The organism is Azorhizobium sp. AG788 (genome assembly GCF_004364705.1).
Classification (GTDB): Bacteria; Pseudomonadota; Alphaproteobacteria; order Rhizobiales; family Xanthobacteraceae; genus Azorhizobium; species Azorhizobium caulinodans.
In genome coordinates this window covers 103,306-123,690 of the sequence record NZ_SOBM01000007.1, presented here as the reverse complement: position 1 = coordinate 123,690, position 20,385 = coordinate 103,306, and the positions used below count along the sequence as shown (strand labels likewise).

Here is a 20,385-nt window from a genome sequence, read left to right as displayed (position 1 = left end):
CATGCTGGGCCTCGACCGGGCCGATCAGGAAACAGTGACGCGGGCGCGCCTCAAGCTCATCATCGCCGCTTTCTCCTTTGTCTTCCTCGCCATCGCCCTGCGCCTCGCCTTCCTCGGTGTCACGTCCGACCCGAACGGCGTGCGCGGCGGCGGCTCGGAGGCGGTCGCTTCCGCCCGGCCGGACATCGTGGACCGCAATGGCGAGATCATCGCCATCGACGTGAAGTCCCCCTCGCTCTTCGCCGAGCCCAAGCGCCTCATCGATCCCGACGAGACGCTGGAAGGCCTGCTGAAGGTGCTGCCCGACCTCGACGTGAACGAGGTGCGCAACCGTCTCAACTCCAAGAAGGGCTTCGCCTGGCTGAAGCGCGAGATCACGCCGGCCCAGCAGCGGGCCATCTATCGTCTCGGCTTCCCGGGCATCGGCTTCGTGCGCGAGAACCGGCGCATCTATCCGGACGGCCCGTCCTTCTCCCACGTGGTCGGCAACGTGAACGTGGACAACCAGGGCATCGCCGGCCTCGAGAAGTATATCGACGGCCGCGGCCTCGCCGAGCTGCATCTGGCGGGCCTTGCCACCGACCGGCAGCAGGAGCCGGTGGCGCTGTCCATGGACGTGCGCGTCCAGCACACGCTGCGCGACGAACTGCTGAAGGCCCGCGAGAAGTTCAAGGCCAAGGCGGCCATGGGGCTCGTCACCAATGTCCGCACGGGCGAGATCGTGGCCATGGTCTCGCTGCCGGACTTCGACCCCAACCTCAATGGCGATCCGCGCAGCGACGCCTACCTCAACCGCCTGACCACGGGCGTGTTCGAGATGGGCTCCACCTTCAAGTCCCTGTCCTTCGCCATGGCGCTGGATTCGGGGAAGATCTCCCTCAGCAACTCCTTCGACGCCCGCGCGCCGCTCTCCTTCGGCCGCTTCGCCATCCATGATTTCCATCCGGAAGGCCGGGTGCTGAGCCTGCCCGAGATCTTCATCTATTCGTCCAACATCGGCACGGCGAAGATGGTGCTGAGCCTCGGCGTGGACGCCCACAAGGCCTTTCTCAAGAAGATGGGCCAGATGGACCGCCTGCGCACCGAGCTGCCGGAGAGCGCCGAGCCCATCGTGCCCAAGCGCTGGGGCGAGCTGAACTCGGCCACCATCGCCTTCGGCCACGGCATCGCGGTCGCCCCGCTCCAGGCGGTGATGGCGGTGAATTCCATGGTGAACGGCGGCTATCTCATCCCGCCCACCTTCCTGAAGCGCACGGAAGACGACGCCATGAAGGTGGCGACCCGCGTGCTGAAGCCCGAGACCTCCGACAAGATGCGCTACCTGCTGCGCCTCAACGTGGAGAAGGGCTCGGGCAAGAAGGCCGACATGGTGGGCTACAACGTGGGCGCCAAGACGGGCACCGCCGAGAAGGTGGTGGGCGGGCGCTATGCCAAGAACAAGCTGCTCACCTCCTTCACCGCCGTCTTCCCCATGGACCGGCCGCAGTATCTCCTGCTGGTGATGCTGGACGAGCCGCAGCCGACGCCGGAAACCCATGGCTATGCCACCTCCGGCTGGAATGCCGCACCGGTGGCCGGAAAGATCGTGGAGCGCATCGCGCCGATGCTGAACGTGGCGCCCCGCGCGCCGCTCTCGGCGGACCAGCTCCTGCGGGACATCGGGCAGAAGGTGGCGGATCGCCGCTGACAGGCACCCGCCTCGGGGCGGGTGTGCGCATGAGGGAGCTTGAGGCTGGCACCATGGCGGATCTCCTCGCACTGATCGCCGGGCACGCGCGCCTTGAACGGGGCGGCAGCGTTCCCATTGCCGCGATCACCAGCGACAGCCGCAAGGTGGCGCCGGGGACGCTGTTCGTGGCCGTGCCCGGAACGAAGGCCGACGGCGCCCGCTTCATTCCCGATGCGCTCGCCAAGGGCGCCGCCGCCGTGCTGATGGAGCCCACCGGCGCGCCGCCGGACATGGACGTGCCGCTGGTCTTCTCCCTCGACGTGCGCCGCTCGCTGGCACTTGTCGCGGCCCGCCTGCACCCCCGCCAGCCGGCGACCATCGTCGCGGTGACCGGCACGGCGGGAAAGACCTCGGTGGCCGAGTTCGTCCGCCAGATCTGGACCCACCTCGGTATTCCGGCCGCCTACATGGGCACGCTCGGCCTCATCGCGCCGGGCGAGAGCAGTTACGGAGGACTCACTTCCCCCGATCCGGTGGACCTGCACGCGACGCTCGATCGCCTCGCCGGGGCGGGCATCACCCACATGGCGCTGGAGGCCTCGTCCCACGGCCTCGACCAGCGCCGGCTCGAGGGCGTGCGTCTGGCCGCCGGCGGCTTCACCAATCTCGGCCGAGACCATCTCGACTATCACCCGACGGTGGAGGCCTATTTCCACGCCAAGCTGCGGCTCTTTACCGAACTGATGCCGGACGGGGCGCCCGCCATCGCGGCGCTCGATGCGCCCTATGGCGCGACGACGCTCGCCTTCGCCCGCACGCGCGGCCTGCCCACCTTCGCCATCGGCGCGACAGGCGACCTCAAGGTGACCGAGGTGGTGGCAGAGGGAACCAGCCAGCGTATCCGCTTCGCCGATCGCCCGGAGATCCTGCTGCCGCTGGTCGGGCGTTTCCAGGCGGACAATGCGCTGCTCGCCGCAAGCCTCGTTGCCGCAGGTGGCGTGCCGCTCGATGACGCGCTCTCCGCCTTGCCGCATCTCAAAGGCGTGCCGGGGCGGTTGGAGCGGATCGGCCATGATCCTGCCCGTCCCGTCTTCGTGGACTATGCCCACAAGCCCGAAGCCCTGGAGACCGTGCTCGACACGCTGCGGGCGGCGACCTCCAGCCGGCTGATCGCGCTGTTCGGCTGCGGCGGCGACCGCGACCGGGGCAAGCGGCCGCTGATGGGCGCCATTGCCGCCGCCAAGGCCGATGTCGTCATCGTGACGGACGACAATCCGCGCTCGGAAGACCCCGCCGCCATCCGCGCCGAGATCCTCGCCGCCGCCCCCGGCGCGCTGGAGATTGGTGCGCGCGAGGAGGCCATCCGGGCCGGTGTTGCCATGATGGGGGCTGGGGATGTGCTGCTTGTTGCCGGCAAAGGCCACGAAACGGGCCAAATCATAGGCGACCGGACGTATCCGTTCTCGGACACCGCGGCCGTTCTCGCCGCCTTGGGAGAGGTGGGCGCATGACGACCCGCGCTTTGTACACGCCGGAAGAGATCCTTGCCGCCACCGGCGGGACCGCGCGCGGCACTCTTGCGGACGTGACCGGCATCTCCATCGACACCCGCACGCTGGAGCCGGGCGACGCCTTCTTCGCCATCACCGGCGAGAACAGCGACGGCCATGCCTATGTCGCCAAGGCGCTGGAGAACGGCGCGTCGCTCGCCGTGGTGGCGGCCGACCGCGTACAGGGCCTGCCGGACGGTCCGCTCGTGGTGGTGCCCGACGTGCTTGGCGCGCTGACCGATCTCGGCAAGGCGGCCCGTGCCCGCTCGGAGGCACGCATCGTCGCGGTCACGGGCTCGGTGGGGAAGACCACCACCAAGGAGGCGCTGCGTCTCGCGCTGTCCGCCGATGGCGAGACCCATGCCTCGGCGGCGTCCTACAACAATCACTGGGGCGTCCCGCTGTCGCTGGCGCGCTTCCCCCGCTCGGCCCGCTACGGCGTGTTCGAGGTGGGCATGAACCATCCGGGCGAGATCACGCCGCTGGTGCGCATGGTCCGGCCCCATGTGGCGGTCATCACCACGGTGGAGGCGGTGCACATCGCCCAGTTCTCCGGCATCGAGGAGATCGCCGACGCCAAGGCGGAGATCTTCGACGGTCTTGAGCCAGGCGGCACGGCGGTGCTCAACCGCGACAATCCGCTGTTCGACCGCCTCGTCGCCTCGGCCCGTGCCAAGGGCGTCAAGAATATCGTCTCCTTCGGCGCCGACCCGGCCTGCGAGGTGCGGCTGAAAGACGTGGTGCTCCATCCGGCCTGCTCCACGGTGGTGGCGGACGTGCTGGGGACGCCGGTCACCTTCAAGCTCGGCATGCCGGGCCGCCACATCGTGCAGAACGCGCTCGCCGTGCTCGCCGCCGTCCGCCTGCTGGGCGGGGATCTGGCACTGGCCGCCGTCGCGCTGGCCCGGCTTCGCCCGCCGCCGGGCCGTGGCGTGCCGGTCTCGCTGTCGGTGTCCGGCGGCACCGCGACCCTGCTGGACGAGAGCTACAACGCCAATCCGGCCTCCATGCGCGCCGCCATCGACGTGCTGAGCCGGACTCCGGTCGGCCCGCGCGGGCGGCGCATCGCCGTTCTGGGCGACATGCTGGAACTGGGCACCGAGGGCGCGCAGCATCACCGCGAACTGGCCGAGGCGCTGGAAGCGGGCAAGATCGACCGGGTGTTCTGTGCCGGCCCGCTGATGCATGCGCTGTGGGAGGTCTTGCCCTCCTCGCGCAAGGGCGGCTATGCGGTGCACGCCTCGCACCTCGAACCGCTGATTTCCGCGGCCATCCGGGCCGGCGACACCCTCATGGTGAAAGGCTCGAACGGCAGCCGCATGGGGCCGCTGGTCAAGGCGCTCGCCGAACGCTTCCGCTTGCCCGGCGACGCGCTGCTCGAAGGATAGATCTATGCTCCAGTGGCTCGCGCAGCTGCACGATACGTTTCCGGCTTTCAACGTTTTCCGTTACATCACCTTCCGCACCGGCGGCGCCATCGTCACCGCCGTGCTGTTCGTGTTCCTGTTCGGGCCGGGCATCATTTCCACGCTGCGCCTGAAGCAGGGCAAGGGACAGCCGATCCGCGCCGATGGGCCGCAGTCGCACCTGCTGACCAAGAAGGGCACGCCCACCATGGGCGGGCTGATGATCTTCTCGGGCCTCATCGTCGCGACGCTGCTGTGGGCGAACCTGTCGAACCTCTATGTCTGGGTGGTGCTCTTCGTCACCACCGGCTTCGGGCTCATCGGTTTCTATGACGACTATCTGAAGGTGACCCGCCAGTCGCATGCCGGCTTCTCGGGCAAGGCGCGCCTCGCCATCGAGGCGCTGATCGCCGGCATCGCCGTCGTGCTCATGATCAATGCCGGCCGCGCGGGACTTTCGAGCTCCGTCGCCTTCCCCTTCTTCAAGGACCTGCTGCTCGATCTCGGCTGGTTCTTCGTGGTGTTCGGAGCCTTCGTCATCGTTGCGGCGGGCAATGCGGTGAACCTCACCGACGGCCTCGACGGCCTCGCCATCGTGCCGGTGATGATCGCCGCCGCCTCCTTCGGCATGATCTCGTATCTCTCCGGCAACGTGGTCTTCGCGGATTATCTGCAGATCCACTATGTGGCGGGCGTGGGCGAACTGGCGGTGATCTGCGGCGCCATCATCGGCGCCGGCCTCGGCTTCCTGTGGTTCAACGCCCCGCCGGCGCAGATCTTCATGGGCGACACAGGGTCGCTGGCGCTGGGCGGCCTGCTCGGCAGCATCGCGGTCGCCACCAAGCACGAGATCGTGCTGGCCGTCATCGGCGGCCTGTTCGTGCTGGAGGCGGTGTCGGTGATCGTGCAGGTCATCTCCTTCCGCCTCACCGGCAAGCGCGTGTTCCGGATGGCGCCCATCCACCACCATTTCGAGCAACTGGGCTGGACGGAGAGCCAGGTGGTGATCCGTTTCTGGATCATCGCGGTTGTGCTCGCGCTCCTCGGCCTCGCCACGCTAAAGCTGCGCTGAGGCCCACCTGACGAAGCGTCCGCAAGGGCGCTGAAATCTGCGACATTTCTCAAATACCGCTATAGAAGGGAGACAGGGGGCGGCCGGAGGGCCCCGGGATGGAATGAGGGGTCGGGATGAGCGCGTCTCGGTTGCGGCCGATGACCGGCGAGTTCATACGGGTCGAGGACGAAGCCGCCTTCCAGCGGCAGCGCTTCCCCGAAACCGTCCGCCACGCCCGCCTGGTGCTCGGTGTTGCCTTCGGCGCCGGCGTTCTTCTGCTCCTCAATGACCTGCGCATCATCGGCGAACCGATCTTCCCGGTTGTGCTGGCGCTGCGCCTGAGCCTCCTCGCCTATACCGTGGCCAGCTTCCGCTGGGCCGCACGCATGGTCGACTTCCCGCGGCTGGAGCGGCTCATCGTCGCCTGGCAATGGCTCACGGGCAGCATCATCGCGCTGATCGTCTATCTGAAAAGCAACATCTCGCTGCCCATCAGCCTCGTGCTGCCGGTGATCTTCTATCTGGCGGTGCCCGTCTCGTTCCGCTGGCGCGTGCTCAACGGCTTCGTCGGCAGCCTGCTGCTGCTGCTCGCCTACGCCACCGATCCCGACGATCCCCTCAGCCTGCTGTCCATGGGCATCTGGGTGCTGGTGCTCAATGCGGTGCTGATCCTGCTGGTGCTTCGCGACAACCGGATGGCACGCCTGAGCTGGTGTGCCATCGAGGCGGAGCGCGCCGCCCTCGCAAGCACCGCCCGCAGCCACGAGATGGTGGAGAAGACCTTCCTTGCGGCGCCCATCCCCATGGTGGTGGCGGACATCGAGAGCGGCCGCATCCTGCGGATGAACGAGGCGGGCCAGCGTTATTTCCAGCAGGGTCCGGAGGACGCCCCGACGACCCTCGGCGACCTGCATCTGGAGCCCGACGTCCAGAAGCAGATGATGGAGAACCTGCGCCGGACGGGGGAAATCTCCAATTTCGAGGCGCGCATCGGGCAGGGCGACGCACCGGCCCGCACCGCGCTCATCGGCGGCTCCATGCTGGAGGTGAACGGCCGGCCGGCGGTGGTCGCCGGCCTCATGGACATCACCGACCGCCTCATGGCCGAGGACAAGGTGCGGCAGGCGGCGCTGCATGACGCCCTCACCGGCCTGTCGAATCGCGCGGCCTTCCAGCTCTCCCTGGAGGCTGCCTGCGCCGCCTTCAACAGCGTCTGCCTGCTGCTGGTGGACCTCGACAGCCTGAAGGACGTCAACGACACCTATGGCCATGATGCAGGCGACGCGCTGCTGGTGGAGACCGCCCGGCGCCTCGGCCAGCAGGTGGAGGAGCGTGTGGGCGGACGCGGCTTCGTCGCGCGGCTCGGCGGCGACGAATTCGTGGTCCTCCTCGCCGGCGTGCGGCTGCCCGAAGCCATCGACATGGCCGAGACGCTCATCGCCGGGCTGCGGGCGCCGATTTGGTACGGCGGCCGCTCGCTGATCGCCCGCGCCAGCGTCGGGGTTGCCGAGCGCATGGGCGAGACGCAGACCTCCGGCGAACTGATGAAGAACGCCGATCTCGCCCTTTATGCCGCCAAGAGTCAGGGGCGGAACCGGGCGGTGGTCTACGCGCCGCAGATGCGCTGGGCGATGCAGGAGCGCGTGGCGCTGCATTCCGCGCTCACGGAAGCCGCCTCCAGCCGCGCCATCGTGCCCTTCTACCAGCCCAAGGTGTCGCTGGTGACGGGGCGCGTGGTGGGCTTCGAGGCGCTCATGCGCTGGCGGCGCGGCCCGCAGGCCTTCCTCGCGCCCGCCGCCTTCGCCTCGGCCTTTCAGGACCCGGAACTGGCGGTGCTGGTGGGAGATGCCATGATCCAGCGCGTGGCAGCGGATGTGCGCCAGCTTCTGGATCGCGGGGTGGTGCTCGGGCGCATCGCCCTCAACCTGTCCCCGGCGCAGTTCACGCACACCGATGTCGGCCGCCACCTGCTCGAGCGGTTCGACGAGGCGCGGGTGGGCGCCGAGCATTTCGACGTGGAGGTCACGGAGACCGTGTTCCTCGGGCGCCGGGCCGACCATGTGCGCCCGATCCTCGACGAGATCTGCGGCGCCGGCATGCATATCGCGCTCGACGATTTCGGCACCGGCTATGCGGCGCTGAGCCATCTCAAGCAATTGCCCATCGACACGCTGAAGATCGACCAGAGCTTCGTGCTGGACGTGGAGGCGGACCGCTTCGATGCCGCCATCGTCTGCTCGGTGATCGAGCTGGGGCGCAATCTCGGTCTCCAGGTGGTGGCCGAAGGCGTGGAGACCATCGGCCAGGCCCGCTTCCTCGCGGCGCGGGGCTGCGAGGTGGCGCAGGGCTTCCTCTACGCCCACCCCATGTCCGCCGAGCACATGGCGGATTTTCTCGCGGCGGAGAGCGATGCGGTGATCGCGGAGCGTCTGCGCGCCCTCGATCCGGCGTGAGGGGGAGCATCGCCCCCCCCCGTCCCCGCAGCGTGACTTACAGCCCGATGAGGCCGCCGGCCATGAAGCCGCCGTCCACCGCCAGCGTCTGGCCGGTAACGAAGCTCGACTTCTGTTCGTCCAGCAGGAAGGAGATGGCGCCGGAGACCTCGCTCGGGTCCGCATAGCGGCGCATGGGCACTTCCTTCATCCAGCCGGCGCGCGCCTCGTCCGTGTGCATGCGCTTCACCAGCGGCGTCTCGATGGGGCCGGGGGCGATGGCATTGACGCGGATCTTCTCCGGCGCCAGCTCCACCGCCATGATCTGGGTGAGCATGACGACGCCCGCCTTGGACGAGCCATAGGCCGCGCGCCCGAGATTGCCGCGCAGGCCGGAGACCGAGGCGATGTTCACGATGGATCCGCCCCCGTGCGCCTTCATGGCCTTCGCGCCTTCGCGGGCGACGAGGAAGGTGCCGATGAGGTTCACGTCGAGGATCTTGCGGAAATAGTCCACGGACGTCTCGAACACCGGCACGTCCTTGCCGATGCCGGCGGAGTTGACGACGCCCCAGAGCGGGCCGAACTCGGCGTCGATCTCCTGCACCATGTGGCTGACGCCGGCTTCGTCCGACACGTCGATCTGCGCGAAGCGCACCTGGTTGCCGAAGCGGGCGAGGCTCTCGCGTGCGCTGGCGATGTTCTCGGCCACCACGTCCGCAGCCACCACGCGCCAGCCTTCGGTCAGAAGCGCCTCCACGAGCGCGAGGCCGATGCCCGACGCACCGCCGGTGACGATCACGCTGCCATTTTCCTTGGACATGTCTGCTCCCTTTGGGCCTGAAGCCCGCTGCGGCATTCGCCGCGTTTCTTGGTCGGTGGGCCGTGACGGATCAGGCGGCGCGGGCGTCCGCCAGCCATTCCTCGAGGGTGATTTCGAAGGTGATGCACACGGGATTGCGCCCCGCCGCGAAGCGGCCGGCGAAGATGCGGCCCTGCGGGTCCGCCACCGTGCCGCTGAGTCGGGCCTCCAAAGCCCCGCCGGTGCTGCGCACCTCGCCCATGAGGGTGAGCATCTCCACCGCCGGGCCGGGCACCTCGATGCGGGCACCGGTATGGGTTTCGAGGCAGCACTGGCTCAGGCTGCCGAGGCTGCCCCGCACCACCGCGTCCGAAAAGCCGTGCTGGAGGCAGAGCTTCTCGATGGTGTGGACGAGATCCTCGTTCGGCCGCACGCGGGCATAGAGGATGCGCCCGGTGCGCCCGCTCTCGGGAAGGAGGGGATCTGAGGCGGGGGTGTCCTGAGGATCAGCCGGCATGGATGTCTCCCGCATGGGGGCCGTCGTCGGCCGGATGGAAGAGCGACATGATGGTCTCGGGGTCATAGCGCTGGCGGATGGCTTCGCCCTCGAAGGCGCGGGCGAAGACCACGGGCGGCACCGCGCCCACCATGCTGGCGTCCGGGATGATGTGGCCGCCGAAGAGCTGGCCCTCGGCATCCGACAGCAGGGCATGGCAATGCACCATGGGGGCGCCGTTCACATCGAGCCCCAGCGTCGCGCTGGCGCCGATGAGGCCGATGGGCCCGCCCATGCGCTCGGGGTCCGTATAGCCCGCCACCTGCGGCCTGCCCGGGCGCGGGGCGGCGAGGCAGTAGTCCACCCGCGCGAAGGTGCCGCCGGTGAGGGTCAGCGCCGCCGCAGAGACCTTGGCCGCCGTCATGGCGTTGACGATGCCCTCATAGAGGGAGCGGCCGGGGATGAGCGAGAAGCGGAAGGCGCGGGCCTTCTCGCAGGAGAGGCTGTCCCACCGCCGGGCCGCCATGGGTCCGGGGTGGCGGAGAAGTCGGACCGGTACCTCGCCGGGCGGGCTCATGCGCTGCGCTCCAGCGGCTTGTCGAGGGGCAGCAGGCCGCGCTCCTCCAGCGCCTCGCGCACCATCTTCTTGGTGATCTTGCCATAGGCCGACTTGGGCAGCGCCTCCCAGAAGAAGACACGCTTCGGCAGCTTGTAGCGGGAGACCTTGCCGTCCAGAAAGGCGATGATCTCGGCCTCGTTGACCGGCGCCCCGTCGCGGGTGACGCAGACGGCGACGCCCACCTCGCCCCACATGGGGTCGGGCACGCCCAGAATGGCCACCTCCACCAGCGCGGGATGCTGGAGGAGCTTCTCCTCCACCTCGCGCGGATAGACGTTCGAGCCGCCGGAAATGTACATGTCCGAGGCCCGGCCGGTGATGTAGACGAAGCCTTCCGCATCCATGTGGCCGAGATCGCCGGTGCGGAACCAGCCGTTGCGGAACGACTTGGCGTTGGCTTCCGGATTCTCGTAATAGCCCGCGAACACCGCCGGCCCGCAGACGCAGATCTCGCCGGTCTCGAAGGCGCTCACTTCCCGGCCCTGATCGTCCTGGATCTGCACCTGCATGCCCGTGCGCTCGAAGCCGCAGGTGCCGATCTTCACGTGCGGGCCGTCCTCCGGCTCATGCAGCGCGGGGGGCAGGACGGTGATGTTGCCGGTGACTTCGCCGAGGCCGAAATACTGCACCAGCACCCTGCCGAGCTTGGCCAGCGCCCGCTTCTGGTCCTCGCGATACATGGGCGCGCCGGCATAGATGACGTAGCGCAGCGAGGAATGGTCGAACTGGTCGACGGACGGGTGCTCCACGAGCATCTTGGTGATGGTGGGCACGGTGAAGATGTTGGTGACCTTCCACTTTTCAACCAGGCCCCAGGCCTCCGCCACATCGAAGCGCTCGGAGGGCAGGAGGATGGTCTTCACCGCGCGGGCGGCCTGCACCAGTTGGTGGATGCCGGCGCCGTGGGACAGCGGGGCCACCACGAGGGAGGCATCCGCCTGCGTGGTGCCGGGCATCAGGTCGCACAGATGGTTGGTGATGACGAAGGCCATCTGGCCGTGGGTGAGCACCGCCGCCTTCGGCCGTCCGGTGGTACCGGAGGTGAAGAAGAACCAGCAGGGATCGTCATGCTCCACATCCGCCACCGGCCCTTTCCGGCCGAGATGGGCGGCGACGAGGGCGTCGTAATCCTCGCCGAAGGGAGCATCGCCGATGCCGATGACGGTCGCGATGCCCGGCGCCTGTTCCCGCACGATGCGCTCGTGATCCGGGAAGTCGGCATGGCAGATCATGGCGACGGCGCCGGACGCCTGCGCCAGATAGGCCACTTCGTCCGGCGTCTGGCGGAAGTTGGTCGGCACCCACACCGCGCCGATGCGAAAGCAGGCGAACATGCTCTCGAACATCTGGAGGCAGTTCTTGGACTGCACGAGCACGCGGTCGCCCTTGCCGAGCCCTTTGCCCGCCAGCGCCACGGCCATGGCGTCCACCCGCGCGTCCATCTCCGCCCAGGTGACGGAGAGCGGGCCGTGCACGAAGCCGATTTCCTGCGGGAAGCGGCGGGCCGCCTGCCGCAGGATGTGCGAGAGGTTCATCACCCGCTTTGTGGCGGGGGCGACGCCCCCCTTGGGGGCGCCGGCCGTCGCGGAGGTCGGGGCGCTCACTTCAGCCGCTCCAGGATCGAGCAGTAGTTCGCGACGGCGACGCCGCCCATGTTGAAGATGCCGGCGACCGCCGCATCCTTCACCTGCATGTCGCCGGCCTCGCCCAGGAGCTGCATGGCGGAGAGCACGTGCATGGATACGCCCGTGGCGCCGATGGGATGGCCCTTGGCCTTGAGGCCGCCGGAGGGGTTCACGGGCAGGCGCCCGTCCTTGCGGGTGATGCCTTCGCGGACCACCTTGTAGCCCTCGCCGGGCTTGGCGAGGCCCATGATCTCGTATTCGATCATCTCGGCGATGGTGAAGCAGTCGTGGGTCTCGACGAAATCGAGATCGTCCAGCGTCATCTCTGCGTCGGCGAGCGATCCCGCCCAGGCGCGGCGGCCGCCCTCGAAGGCCGTGGGATCGCGGCGCGACATGGCGAGGATGTCGTTGCGGTGGGTGCGGGCGCGGAAGGCGATGGCGCGCGACAGGTCGCGGGCGATCTCCTCATCCGCCAGCACGAGCGCCGCGGCGCCGTCGGAGACGAGCGAGCAGTCGGTGCGGCGCAGCGGGCCGGCGACGCGGGGGTTCTTCTCCGAGACCGTGTTGCAGAAGTCGAAGCCGAGGTCCTTGCGCATCTGGGCATAGGGATTGCCGACGCCGTTCGCATGGTTCTTGGCGGCGATCATGGCGAGCTCCTCGGAGCGTTCGCCATAGCGCTGGAAATAATTCTGGGCGATGCGGCCGAACTGGCCGGCGAAGCCGCCCTCGATGTCTGCCTCCTCCTTGCGGTAGGACGCATTGAGCAGGATGTCACCCACCTCGGCCGTGGGCTTGGCGGTCATCTTCTCCGCGCCCACCACGAGGGCGATGCGCCCGCGCCCGCTCTCGATGAAGTCGAGCGCCGTATAGATGGCGGCCGATCCCGTGGCGCAGGCGTTTTCCACGCGCATCGCCGGCACATAGGCGAGCCGCTCGTCGGCCATGGCGACGAGGGCGCCCTGGAAATCCTGCTTCTGGAAGCCGGAGTTCATGACGCCGACGAAGATGCCGTCCACCTTGTCGGGCGTGATGCCGGCATGTTCCAGGGCCGCGCCCGAGACGCGGGCCATCAGGCTCTCGGTATCGGGATCTTCCAGCTTGCCGAACGGGGTGTGGGCGTAGCCCACGATGCAGGCGCGGGTCATGACTTCACCTTCAGGGCTGTGCGCGGCGCGGCAATGCGGGCGCGGGGGGAAGGGGACTGGGTGTCCTGGCGGGGGGAGGGGCGCCGTAGCGCCGCCTCGAGGGCCTGCGTCTCGCGGCGCAGCAGGGGTACGAGTTCACGCCGCCGCTCCTCGCCGAGGCGGCTTTCGATGGCGGCGATGGACAGGGCGCCCACGGGCGTCCCGTCGAGGCCCATGACCGGCAGGCCTATGCCCCACGAGCCGGGCATGAGGATGCCGGGATTGAGCGCATAGCCCCGGCTCCGGGTATCCGCGACGCAGCGGCGCAGCAGGTCTTCCGAATAGGCGGGATAGTCGCGGGCAAGGATGTCCGCATTGGCGGCGAAGATGCGGTCGATCTCCGCATCCGGCAGGGCGGCGAGGATGGCGAGGCTCCCGGCGCCGATGCCCATGGGGTGGCGGTCGCCCGCATTGAGCACATGGGTGCGGATGGGGAAGGGGCCTTCCTCGCGGTGCAGGCACACCACGGAGGCGTCGCGCGGCACGGAGAGGAAAGCGGTGTCGCCGCTCTCCTGCGCAAGCCGCGAAAGACTGTCGAGGGAGAGCGCATGGATGCCGAAGCGCTCGCTCGCCAATGTTCCTAGAACATAGGTTTCCGGGCCGATATGATACCGGCGTGTCACGTCGTCCTGGTCGAGCAGTCCGGCGCGCACGAGGGCGAGCAGCACGCGCCGGGCCGTCGGCTTGGGCAGGCCGGAACGCGTGACGAGATCGGACAGGCGGATGCCGTCGGTGCCGGCCCGTCCAACCAGAAGCAGCAGGGATATGGCGCGCTCAATGCTTTGCGTGCCGCCCCCGGAGGGGTCGCCGCTTGTCTTGGCCACGTTTCGCTCCCGTGATCCACATTGTGGACCGTTTTCTTATTTATCGCCGTCGATGAGATTGACGACTGTACATAGGATGATAGACAGCTTGTTGAGATCCTACAAGTGGGTCAATATTGGTGACGTAATCAAGAGGTCCATATACTGGACCCATTCGGGGAAACAGGTCTCAAAGACCGATCGAGGAGGAAGCGCTTCATGTCCGTGTCTCGTCGCGCCTTGTTGAAGGCCACGGCGGCTACCGCCGTTTCGGGTGCCGTCTTCGCGCCCTTCATCGCCCGCGCCCAGCAGGCCGAGTTCACCTACAAGTACGCCAACAACCTGCCCGACACGCACCCGATGAACATCCGCGCCCGCGAGATGGCCGCGGCGATCAAGCAGGAAACGGGCGGCAAGTTCGATCTGCAGGTCTTCCCCTCGAGCCAGCTCGGCTCCGACACCGACGTTCTGAGCCAGCTGCGCTCCGGCGGCGTCGAGTTCTTCACCCTGTCGCCGCTGATCCTCTCCACCCTCGTGCCAAATGCCTCGCTGAGCGGCATCGGCTTCGCCTTCCCGGACTATGCCACCGTGTGGAAGGCCATGGACGGCCCCCTCGGCGAGTATGTGCGCGGCCAGATCGGCAAGTTCGGCCTCGTGGCCATGGACAAGATCTGGGACAACGGCTTCCGCCAGACGACCTCCTCCACCAAGCCGATCGAGACCGCCAAGGACCTCGAAGGCTTCAAGATCCGCGTGCCGGTCTCCCCGCTGTGGACCTCCATGTACAAGGCGTTCGGCTCGGCCCCGGCCTCCATCAACTTCGCGGAAGTCTATTCGGCGCTCCAGACCAAGATCGTGGACGGGCAGGAGAATCCCCTCGCCATCATCTCCACGGCGAAGCTCTACGAAGTGCAGAAGTACTGCTCCCTCACCAACCACATGTGGGACGGCTTCTGGTTCCTCGCCAACCGCCGCGCCTGGCAGGCTCTGCCGGAGAACATCCGCACCATCGTCGCCAAGCACATCAACGCGGCGGCGGAGAAGGAGCGGGCGGACGTCGCCAAGCTCAACGCCGGCCTGCAGGATGATCTCGCCGCCAAGGGCCTCGCGTTCAACAAGCCCGATCCGGCGCCCTTCCGTGAGAAGCTGCGCGCGGCCGGCTTCTATACCGAGTGGAAGAACAAGTACGGCGAGGAAGCCTGGGGCATCCTCGAGGGCGCGGTCGGCAAGCTGTCGTGACCGAAATGGCCGGCGCCCCCTCCCTGCACGGCCATGGAGGGACGCCGTCCGCGGCGTCCCCTCCGCTGAGCCGCGTCGGCGCTGCGGCGCTGGCGGTTGAGCGCGTGCTCGGCGCGCTCGTCGAAATTCCCGTCGCCATCCTCGTGGCGGCGGAAATCATCGTCCTGTTCATGGGCGTGGTGGCGCGCTACGTCTTCCACACGCCCATCGTCTGGTCGGACGAGCTCGCCTCCATCCTCTTTCTCTGGCTCGCCATGCTGGGGGCGGTCGTCGCCTTCCGGCGCGGTGAGCACATGCGCATGACGGCGGTAGCCGCCAAGGTGAATCCGGGGCTGCGTGCCTTCCTCGACGTGCTCGCCATGACGGCGGCGCTCGCCTTCATCCTGCTCGTCTTCCCCCATGCGCTGGAATATGCCGAGGAGGAGGTCTTCATCCTCACACCGGCGCTGGAGATCCCCAACGCCGTGCGCGCCGCGGCGCTGCCCGTCGGCCTCGGGCTGATGATCGCCTTCGCCGTGCTGCGCCTCGTGCGCCATGCGGATCTGAAAGTGGTCGGCGTGGCCCTGCTCACGACGGTGGCGGTGATCGCCGCCTTCTGGCTGCTCGGACCGTTCCTGCGCCCGCTCGGCAACGCCAACCTGCTGATCTTCTTCGTCGGCGTGGTGGCGGCCTGCGTGTTTGCCGGCGTGCCCATCGCCTTTGCCTTCGGCCTTGCCACCTTCGGCTATCTCGCGCTCACCACGCGCACGCCGATGATGGTGCTGGTGGGGCGTATGGACGAGGGCATGAGCCATCTCATCCTGCTCTCGGTGCCGCTGTTCGTCTTCCTCGGTGCGCTCATCGAGATGACGGGCATGGCGAAGGCCATGGTGCGCTTCCTCGCCAGTCTGCTCGGTCACGTGCGGGGCGGCCTGCATTATGTGCTGGTGGGCGCCATGTACCTCGTCTCCGGCATTTCCGGCTCCAAGGCTGCCGACATGGCGGCGGTGGCGCCGGTGCTGTTTCCGGAGATGAAGCAGCGCGGCGCCAAGGAGGGCGATCTCGTGGCGCTGCTCTCCGCCACCGGCGCGCAGACCGAGACCATCCCGCCGAGCCTCGTGCTCATCACCATCGGCTCGGTCACCGGCGTCTCCATTTCCGCCCTGTTCACCGGCGGCATGGTGCCGGGCATCGTGCTGGCCGTGACGCTCTGTGCCGTCGTCTGGTGGCGCTACCGGGGCGAGAAGCTCGACCACGTGAAGCGGGCGACCGGCGGCGAGATCCTCCGCAGCTTCGTGATCGCCTTTCCGGCGATCGCGCTGCCCTTCGTCATCCGCGCGGCGGTGATCGAGGGCGTGGCCACGGCGACCGAGGTGTCCACGCTCGGCATCGTCTATGCCATCGCCGCCGGCATCCTCATCTACCGGCAGTTCGACGTCCGGCGGCTCATGCCGATGCTGGTGGATACGGCGAGCCTCTCCGGCGCCATCCTGCTCATCATCGGCACGGCGACGGGCATGGCCTGGGGCCTCACCCAGTCCGGCTTTTCCCGGGAGCTGGCGGCGGCCATGACGGGGTTGCCGGGCGGCGCCATGACCTTCATGGCGGTGTCCATCGTGGCCTTCATCATCCTCGGCAGCGTGCTGGAGGGCATCCCGGCCATCGTGCTGTTCGGGCCGCTGCTCTTCCCCATCGCCCGCGCGGTGGGCATCCACGAGGTGCACTATGCCATGGTGGTCATCCTCGCCATGGGCATCGGCCTCTTCGCCCCGCCTTTCGGCGTCGGCTATTACGCTGCCTGCGCCATCGGCCGCGTGGACCCGGTGGCGGGCATGAAGCCCATCCTCGGCTATCTGGTGGCGCTCTTCGTCGGCCTCATCGCGGTGGCGCTGGTGCCGTGGTTCTCCATCGGCTTCCTGTGAGGCGCGGAACTCCGGTCCCATAAACGAGACGGCGCCGCCGGCCCAGCCCGCGGCGCCGTTCCTTTTCGGGATCAGAAGAAACGGCCCGCCAGCGCGGCGCCGAGGATGGCGGCGGAGAACAGCGCGCCGTCATGCAGCGCGAGGGCGAGGCGGCCCGGCCGCGCGCTCTGGTGCAGCCAGGCCGTGCAGCCGACCGTCGCCGCCGACCAGCCGGCACCGACGAGAATGAGCGCCGCCGTGACGAGGCCTGTGGCGTCCGTGTGCTGGAGCGGATAGGCGAGGAGCACCAGCAGCGTGCCGCCTGCGGCGACGGCCTGCGGCTTCAGGTAGCGGCCCAGCAGCGCCAGCGGCACGGCGGGGGCATACATGGCCGCCACATGGAGCGCGATGAAGCCGAAGACGGCGCCTTCCGCCACGCCGCAATCCATGAGGGCGAGCGGCGCGCTCGCCATGACAAGGCTCATGCCGAACCACGCCAGCATCCCGAGCAGGGTCGGCGCCACGATGGCCTTCAGCGGGCCGGCCGCGCCGGTGTCGATCCATGGCCGGGCGTCGGGCGCGAGGCGCACGGCTACCCCGAGTGAGGCGGTGTGCGCGAGCGCTGCAAGCACGGCCGAGCCGACCAGCAGGAATGGCGAGAACAGCGCCTCGCTGAAGCTCGCCAGCGTCGGGCCAACGAGCGCCGCGAGCAGTCCGCCCGCCATCACGCCGGCCGTCGCGGCGGCCGGGCGGCCGGCGGAGGCCGCCGCCTCGTGGCGGTAGAAGAAGGAAAAGCCCTGCGCCATGCCCAGCCACAGGGCGCCGAGGCACGCGAAGGCGAACTGTCGCTGAAGGAGCCCGAGGGCAAGCACCGCCCCGCCCGCAATGCCAAGCGACGCTCCGAGGGCGAAGCCGGTGCGTCGCCCGAAGGCGTCGCCCAGGAAGGACGCGGGGAAGGAGGCGAGCGCGGCGCCCAGCATCATCGCCGCGAAGGGGAGAGTGGCGAGTACCGGCCGCGGCGCGAGCATGGCACCGGCGATGGGCAGGATGCCGGACGCGAGCGTCTGGGCGAGGACGGCGAAGGCGAACCCGAGGGCCAGCGGCACGGCGTTGGGGCGCCCGTGGCTGTTGTCATTGGCCGGCAGGTCGAACTGCGGGTCGCAGATGCAGGCCAGCATGCCCGCACGCGGGCTCCCCGCCTGCGCGAGGCGGCTCATCTCTTCACGTCCTCATCGGAAAGGATGCGCACGGCGGCGCCGTCCAGATCGTCATACTGGCCGCTCTTGAGGCTCCACAGGAAGCCGGCAAGGCCGAGGAAGCCGAGGCCGAGGGCGGCGGGAATGAGGTAGAGCAGAACGGTCACGGGCGGGCCTCCGCAGGGATGAGGTGCAGCGCGTTCAGGTCCGTGGCCGCATCATCGCGTCCGGGGCGGGCGGCGCGCAAGGCATTGAGGGTGACGATCAGCGAGGAGCCAGACATGGCCAGCGCCGCCACCAGCGGCGTCACGTGCCCCAGCACCGCCAGCGGCACGGCAATGAGATTGTAGATGACAGCGATGCCGAGGTTCTGCCGCATGAGCCGGGCGGCGGTGCGGGCGCCATCGAGGGCGGCGCGGACGGGAGCCAGGCGCGTGCCGATGAAGACCGCATCCGCCTGCGCCTGCGTCACCGCAACACCGCTCGCAGGTGAGAGCGAGACCGTGGCGGCGGCGAGCGCCGGGGCGTCATTGAGGCCGTCGCCTACCATGAGCACCCGCCGGCCGGCGGCCTGGAGGCGCTCCAGCTCCGCAATCTTGTCGGCGGGCCGCATCTCGGCCCGGAAGTCCGTGACGTGAAGCGCGCCGGCGACCGCTGCGACCGGGCCGAAGCGGTCGCCGGAGAAGATGTGCACCGCCAGCCCGCGCTGCTTCAGATCGGAGACGATCTGCGCCGCGTCGCCGCGCAGCGCCTGATCGATGCCGATCACCAGCGTGCGCGTGCCCGCCCGCAGCGAGATGGGGGTGGCGGTGAGCGGGAAATCCTCGGGCAGATGAGTATCGCAGAAGGCGAGGCTGCCGAGGCGCAGTTCGATCCCGTCCAAGGTCGTCGTCACGCCCATGCCCGCCACCTCGTCCACGGTGGCGAAGGCCGGGCCGTTGGCATAGCGCGACAGGGCGGCGGCGAGCGGATGGTGGCTGGAGAGGGCAAGGCGCGCGGCGAGGGCCACGAGCTCGGGATCGGCATCGGGCGGCAGGCGCAGCGCCGGCTCGGGCAAGGTGAGGGTGCCGGTCTTGTCGAAGACCACCGTATCGACGCTGGCAAGGCGTTCCAGCATGTCGCCGGCATTGATGAGGAGGCCGGCGCGGAACAGGCGGCCGGTCGCCACCACCTGGACGGCCGGCACGGCGAGCGCCAGCGCGCAGGGGCAGGTGATGATGAGCACGGCCACTGCGATCATCACCGCATCATGGGCGCTGGCGCCGAGCACCAGCCAGCCGATGGCGGAGAGAAGCGCGGTGAGATGCACCACCGGCGCATAGAGGCGCGCGACGCGATCGGCGAGGCGCACATAGCCGGTGCGTTGGGAGAGCGCGCCATCGAGGAGGCGCTGCACGTCGTCGATGAGCGTGCCCTCGCCGCCCGCGGTCACGCGCACGGTGAGCGCGCCGGCACCGTTGAGGCTGCCGGCATAGAGGCGGTCCCCGGCGGCGACGGCGCGGGGCAGCGTCTCGCCGGTGATGAGGGCTTCGTCGATGGCCGAGCGGCCGCGTACCACCACGCCGTCCGCGCCCACGCGCTCGCCGGCGGGCACGAGAATGAGGTCGTCCGTCTTCAGCGCCTGCACGGGCACGAGGACCGGCGTGCCCTGCGCATCGAGCCGCTGGGCCATCTCGCCGCGCAGGGCCGCGAGATTGCCGGCGACCGCGCGGGTGCGGCGGCGGGCCTCGTGGTCGAGATAGCGCCCCGCCAGCAGGAAGAAGAGCAGCATGACGGCGCTGTCGAAGAAGGCATGCTCCTGGTGGAGGATGGTCTCCACCACCGACATGCCGAGCGCCAGGATGACGCCCAGCGAGATGGGCACGTCCATGTTGAGCGAGCGTGTGCGCAACGCCCGCCAGGCGCTCTGGAAGAAGGGCTGGCCGGCATAGGCGGCGGCAGGCAGCGCGATGAGGGCGGAGATCCAGTGGAAGAGATCGCGGGTCTCGGGCGTGATGTCCGTGACATTGCCGGCCCAGACCGAGACCGAGAGCAGCATCACGTTCATCATGGCAAAGCCCGCGACGCCGAGGCAGCGCAGCAGCCACTGGGCGCGCTTGGCTTCCGCCTCCTCGGCGCGGCCGAGGAAGGGGTGAGCGCGATAGCCGAGGTTTTCCAGCCGGTGGACCAGCGCGTCCGGCTCGCCCTCGCCCTCCCATTCGACGGTGAGGCGATGGGTGCTGTAATTGAGCCGCGCATGCACCACGCCGGGCAGGGACATGACGCCATTCTCGATGTCCGCGATGCAGGCGGCGCAGTCGATGCCGTCGACGGCGAGGCTCATCTGCGAGCGCCCGTCCGCGTCCTTGGCCATGAAGATGGAATAGTCGACCGCCTGAGACATCCTGAATGCGCCTGTCGTCATCCTGCCGGTGAACCGGCCGGTGGCGG

Annotated in this window: 16 protein-coding genes; 7 read left to right on the top strand and 9 right to left on the bottom strand. The window is 68.9% G+C overall.

What is annotated here, in order from left to right; genetic code table 11:
• Position 1 precedes the first annotated feature (1 nt).
• The 5 genes from DFO45_RS18925 to DFO45_RS18905 all read left to right on the top strand — a co-directional run bounded on the left by DFO45_RS18925 (position 2) and on the right by DFO45_RS18905 (position 8,132).
• Entirely contained in the window at positions 2-1,687 is a 1,686-nt protein-coding gene (locus DFO45_RS18925) for a penicillin-binding protein 2 (RefSeq protein WP_133866242.1), read from the top strand.
• A 53-nt stretch (positions 1,688-1,740) separates the two neighbouring features.
• Positions 1,741-3,180, top strand: coding sequence for a UDP-N-acetylmuramoyl-L-alanyl-D-glutamate--2,6-diaminopimelate ligase (locus tag DFO45_RS18920; protein WP_133866241.1), 1,440 nt, complete (start codon positions 1,741-1,743; stop codon positions 3,178-3,180).
• On the top strand, positions 3,177-4,607 hold the full coding sequence (locus DFO45_RS18915; RefSeq protein ID WP_133866083.1) for a UDP-N-acetylmuramoylalanyl-D-glutamyl-2,6-diaminopimelate--D-alanyl-D-alanine ligase: 1,431 nt from the start codon (positions 3,177-3,179) through the stop codon (positions 4,605-4,607). Before DFO45_RS18920 ends, DFO45_RS18915 begins: the two co-directional genes overlap by 4 nt.
• Before the next feature lie 4 nt (positions 4,608-4,611).
• Complete coding sequence (gene mraY / locus DFO45_RS18910) at positions 4,612-5,697, top strand: phospho-N-acetylmuramoyl-pentapeptide-transferase (RefSeq protein ID WP_012173060.1); 1,086 nt, start codon at positions 4,612-4,614, stop codon at positions 5,695-5,697.
• 116 nt (positions 5,698-5,813) lie between these two features.
• Entirely contained in the window at positions 5,814-8,132 is a 2,319-nt protein-coding gene (locus DFO45_RS18905; RefSeq protein WP_133866082.1) for an EAL domain-containing protein, read from the top strand.
• A 37-nt stretch (positions 8,133-8,169) separates the two neighbouring features.
• Here the strand turns inward: DFO45_RS18905 and DFO45_RS18900 are convergent, their stop codons facing one another.
• The 6 genes from DFO45_RS18900 to DFO45_RS18875 form a co-directional block, all read right to left on the bottom strand.
• A complete protein-coding gene (locus DFO45_RS18900; protein WP_133866081.1) occupies positions 8,170-8,934 on the bottom strand; it encodes an SDR family oxidoreductase in 765 nt (254 codons plus the stop codon).
• A gap of 70 nt (positions 8,935-9,004) precedes the next feature.
• Positions 9,005-9,430 carry a PPC domain-containing DNA-binding protein gene (locus tag DFO45_RS18895; RefSeq protein ID WP_133866080.1) on the bottom strand — a complete coding sequence of 142 codons (426 nt, stop codon included), beginning with the start codon at positions 9,428-9,430 and terminating at the stop codon, positions 9,005-9,007.
• The gene (locus DFO45_RS18890; RefSeq protein WP_133866079.1) at positions 9,420-9,986 is read right to left on the bottom strand and encodes a DUF296 domain-containing protein; all 567 of its coding nucleotides are present in this window, start codon (positions 9,984-9,986) and stop codon (positions 9,420-9,422) included. The genes DFO45_RS18895 and DFO45_RS18890 overlap by 11 nt, the downstream gene beginning before the upstream one ends.
• A complete protein-coding gene (locus DFO45_RS18885; protein WP_133866078.1) occupies positions 9,983-11,632 on the bottom strand; it encodes an acyl-CoA synthetase in 1,650 nt (549 codons plus the stop codon). Before DFO45_RS18885 ends, DFO45_RS18890 begins: the two co-directional genes overlap by 4 nt.
• Positions 11,629-12,798, bottom strand: a complete 1,170-nt coding sequence (locus tag DFO45_RS18880) for an acetyl-CoA acetyltransferase (RefSeq protein ID WP_133866077.1) — start codon at positions 12,796-12,798, stop codon at positions 11,629-11,631. Before DFO45_RS18880 ends, DFO45_RS18885 begins: the two co-directional genes overlap by 4 nt.
• The gene (locus tag DFO45_RS18875) at positions 12,795-13,661 is read right to left on the bottom strand and encodes an IclR family transcriptional regulator (protein WP_012173053.1); all 867 of its coding nucleotides are present in this window, start codon (positions 13,659-13,661) and stop codon (positions 12,795-12,797) included. The genes DFO45_RS18880 and DFO45_RS18875 overlap by 4 nt, the downstream gene beginning before the upstream one ends.
• A 198-nt stretch (positions 13,662-13,859) precedes the next feature.
• Here DFO45_RS18875 and DFO45_RS18870 point away from each other — a divergent pair, with 198 nt between their 5' ends.
• Complete coding sequence (locus DFO45_RS18870) at positions 13,860-14,879, top strand: TRAP transporter substrate-binding protein (protein WP_133866076.1); 1,020 nt, start codon at positions 13,860-13,862, stop codon at positions 14,877-14,879.
• Positions 14,880-14,884: 5 nt separating this feature from the next.
• Positions 14,885-16,780: a TRAP transporter large permease subunit gene (locus DFO45_RS18865; RefSeq protein ID WP_133866240.1), complete on the top strand. Its 1,896-nt coding sequence runs from the start codon at positions 14,885-14,887 to the stop codon at positions 16,778-16,780.
• 71 nt (positions 16,781-16,851) lie between these two features.
• Here the strand turns inward: DFO45_RS18865 and DFO45_RS18860 are convergent, their stop codons facing one another.
• Genes DFO45_RS18860 through DFO45_RS18850 form a run of 3 tightly spaced genes read right to left on the bottom strand, consistent with a single transcriptional unit; the run spans position 16,852 to position 20,338 of the window.
• Entirely contained in the window at positions 16,852-17,976 is a 1,125-nt protein-coding gene (locus tag DFO45_RS18860; RefSeq protein WP_133866075.1) for a hypothetical protein, read from the bottom strand.
• Positions 17,973-18,122 carry a cbb3-type cytochrome oxidase assembly protein CcoS gene (gene ccoS, locus DFO45_RS18855; protein WP_012173049.1) on the bottom strand — a complete coding sequence of 50 codons (150 nt, stop codon included), beginning with the start codon at positions 18,120-18,122 and terminating at the stop codon, positions 17,973-17,975. Before ccoS ends, DFO45_RS18860 begins: the two co-directional genes overlap by 4 nt.
• Entirely contained in the window at positions 18,119-20,338 is a 2,220-nt protein-coding gene (locus tag DFO45_RS18850) for a heavy metal translocating P-type ATPase (RefSeq protein WP_133866074.1), read from the bottom strand. Before DFO45_RS18850 ends, ccoS begins: the two co-directional genes overlap by 4 nt.
• Positions 20,339-20,385: the final 47 nt, after the last annotated feature.

Excerpts from the sequence above, each read along its gene's own strand:
- DFO45_RS18925 (WP_133866242.1), top strand. The coding sequence starts at position 2 with ATGCTGGGCCTCGACCGGGCCGATCAGGAAACAGTGACGCGGGCGCGC.
- DFO45_RS18920 (WP_133866241.1), top strand. The coding sequence starts at position 1,741 with ATGGCGGATCTCCTCGCACTGATCGCCGGGCACGCGCGCCTTGAACGG.
- DFO45_RS18915 (WP_133866083.1), top strand. The coding sequence starts at position 3,177 with ATGACGACCCGCGCTTTGTACACGCCGGAAGAGATCCTTGCCGCCACC.
- mraY (WP_012173060.1), top strand. The coding sequence starts at position 4,612 with ATGCTCCAGTGGCTCGCGCAGCTGCACGATACGTTTCCGGCTTTCAAC.
- DFO45_RS18905 (WP_133866082.1), top strand. The coding sequence starts at position 5,814 with ATGAGCGCGTCTCGGTTGCGGCCGATGACCGGCGAGTTCATACGGGTC.
- DFO45_RS18900 (WP_133866081.1), bottom strand. The coding sequence starts at position 8,934 with ATGTCCAAGGAAAATGGCAGCGTGATCGTCACCGGCGGTGCGTCGGGC.
- DFO45_RS18895 (WP_133866080.1), bottom strand. The coding sequence starts at position 9,430 with ATGCCGGCTGATCCTCAGGACACCCCCGCCTCAGATCCCCTCCTTCCC.
- DFO45_RS18890 (WP_133866079.1), bottom strand. The coding sequence starts at position 9,986 with ATGAGCCCGCCCGGCGAGGTACCGGTCCGACTTCTCCGCCACCCCGGA.
- DFO45_RS18880 (WP_133866077.1), bottom strand. The coding sequence starts at position 12,798 with ATGACCCGCGCCTGCATCGTGGGCTACGCCCACACCCCGTTCGGCAAG.
- DFO45_RS18870 (WP_133866076.1), top strand. The coding sequence starts at position 13,860 with ATGTCCGTGTCTCGTCGCGCCTTGTTGAAGGCCACGGCGGCTACCGCC.
- DFO45_RS18865 (WP_133866240.1), top strand. The coding sequence starts at position 14,885 with ATGGCCGGCGCCCCCTCCCTGCACGGCCATGGAGGGACGCCGTCCGCG.
- DFO45_RS18860 (WP_133866075.1), bottom strand. The coding sequence starts at position 17,976 with ATGAGCCGCCTCGCGCAGGCGGGGAGCCCGCGTGCGGGCATGCTGGCC.
- DFO45_RS18850 (WP_133866074.1), bottom strand. The coding sequence starts at position 20,338 with ATGTCTCAGGCGGTCGACTATTCCATCTTCATGGCCAAGGACGCGGAC.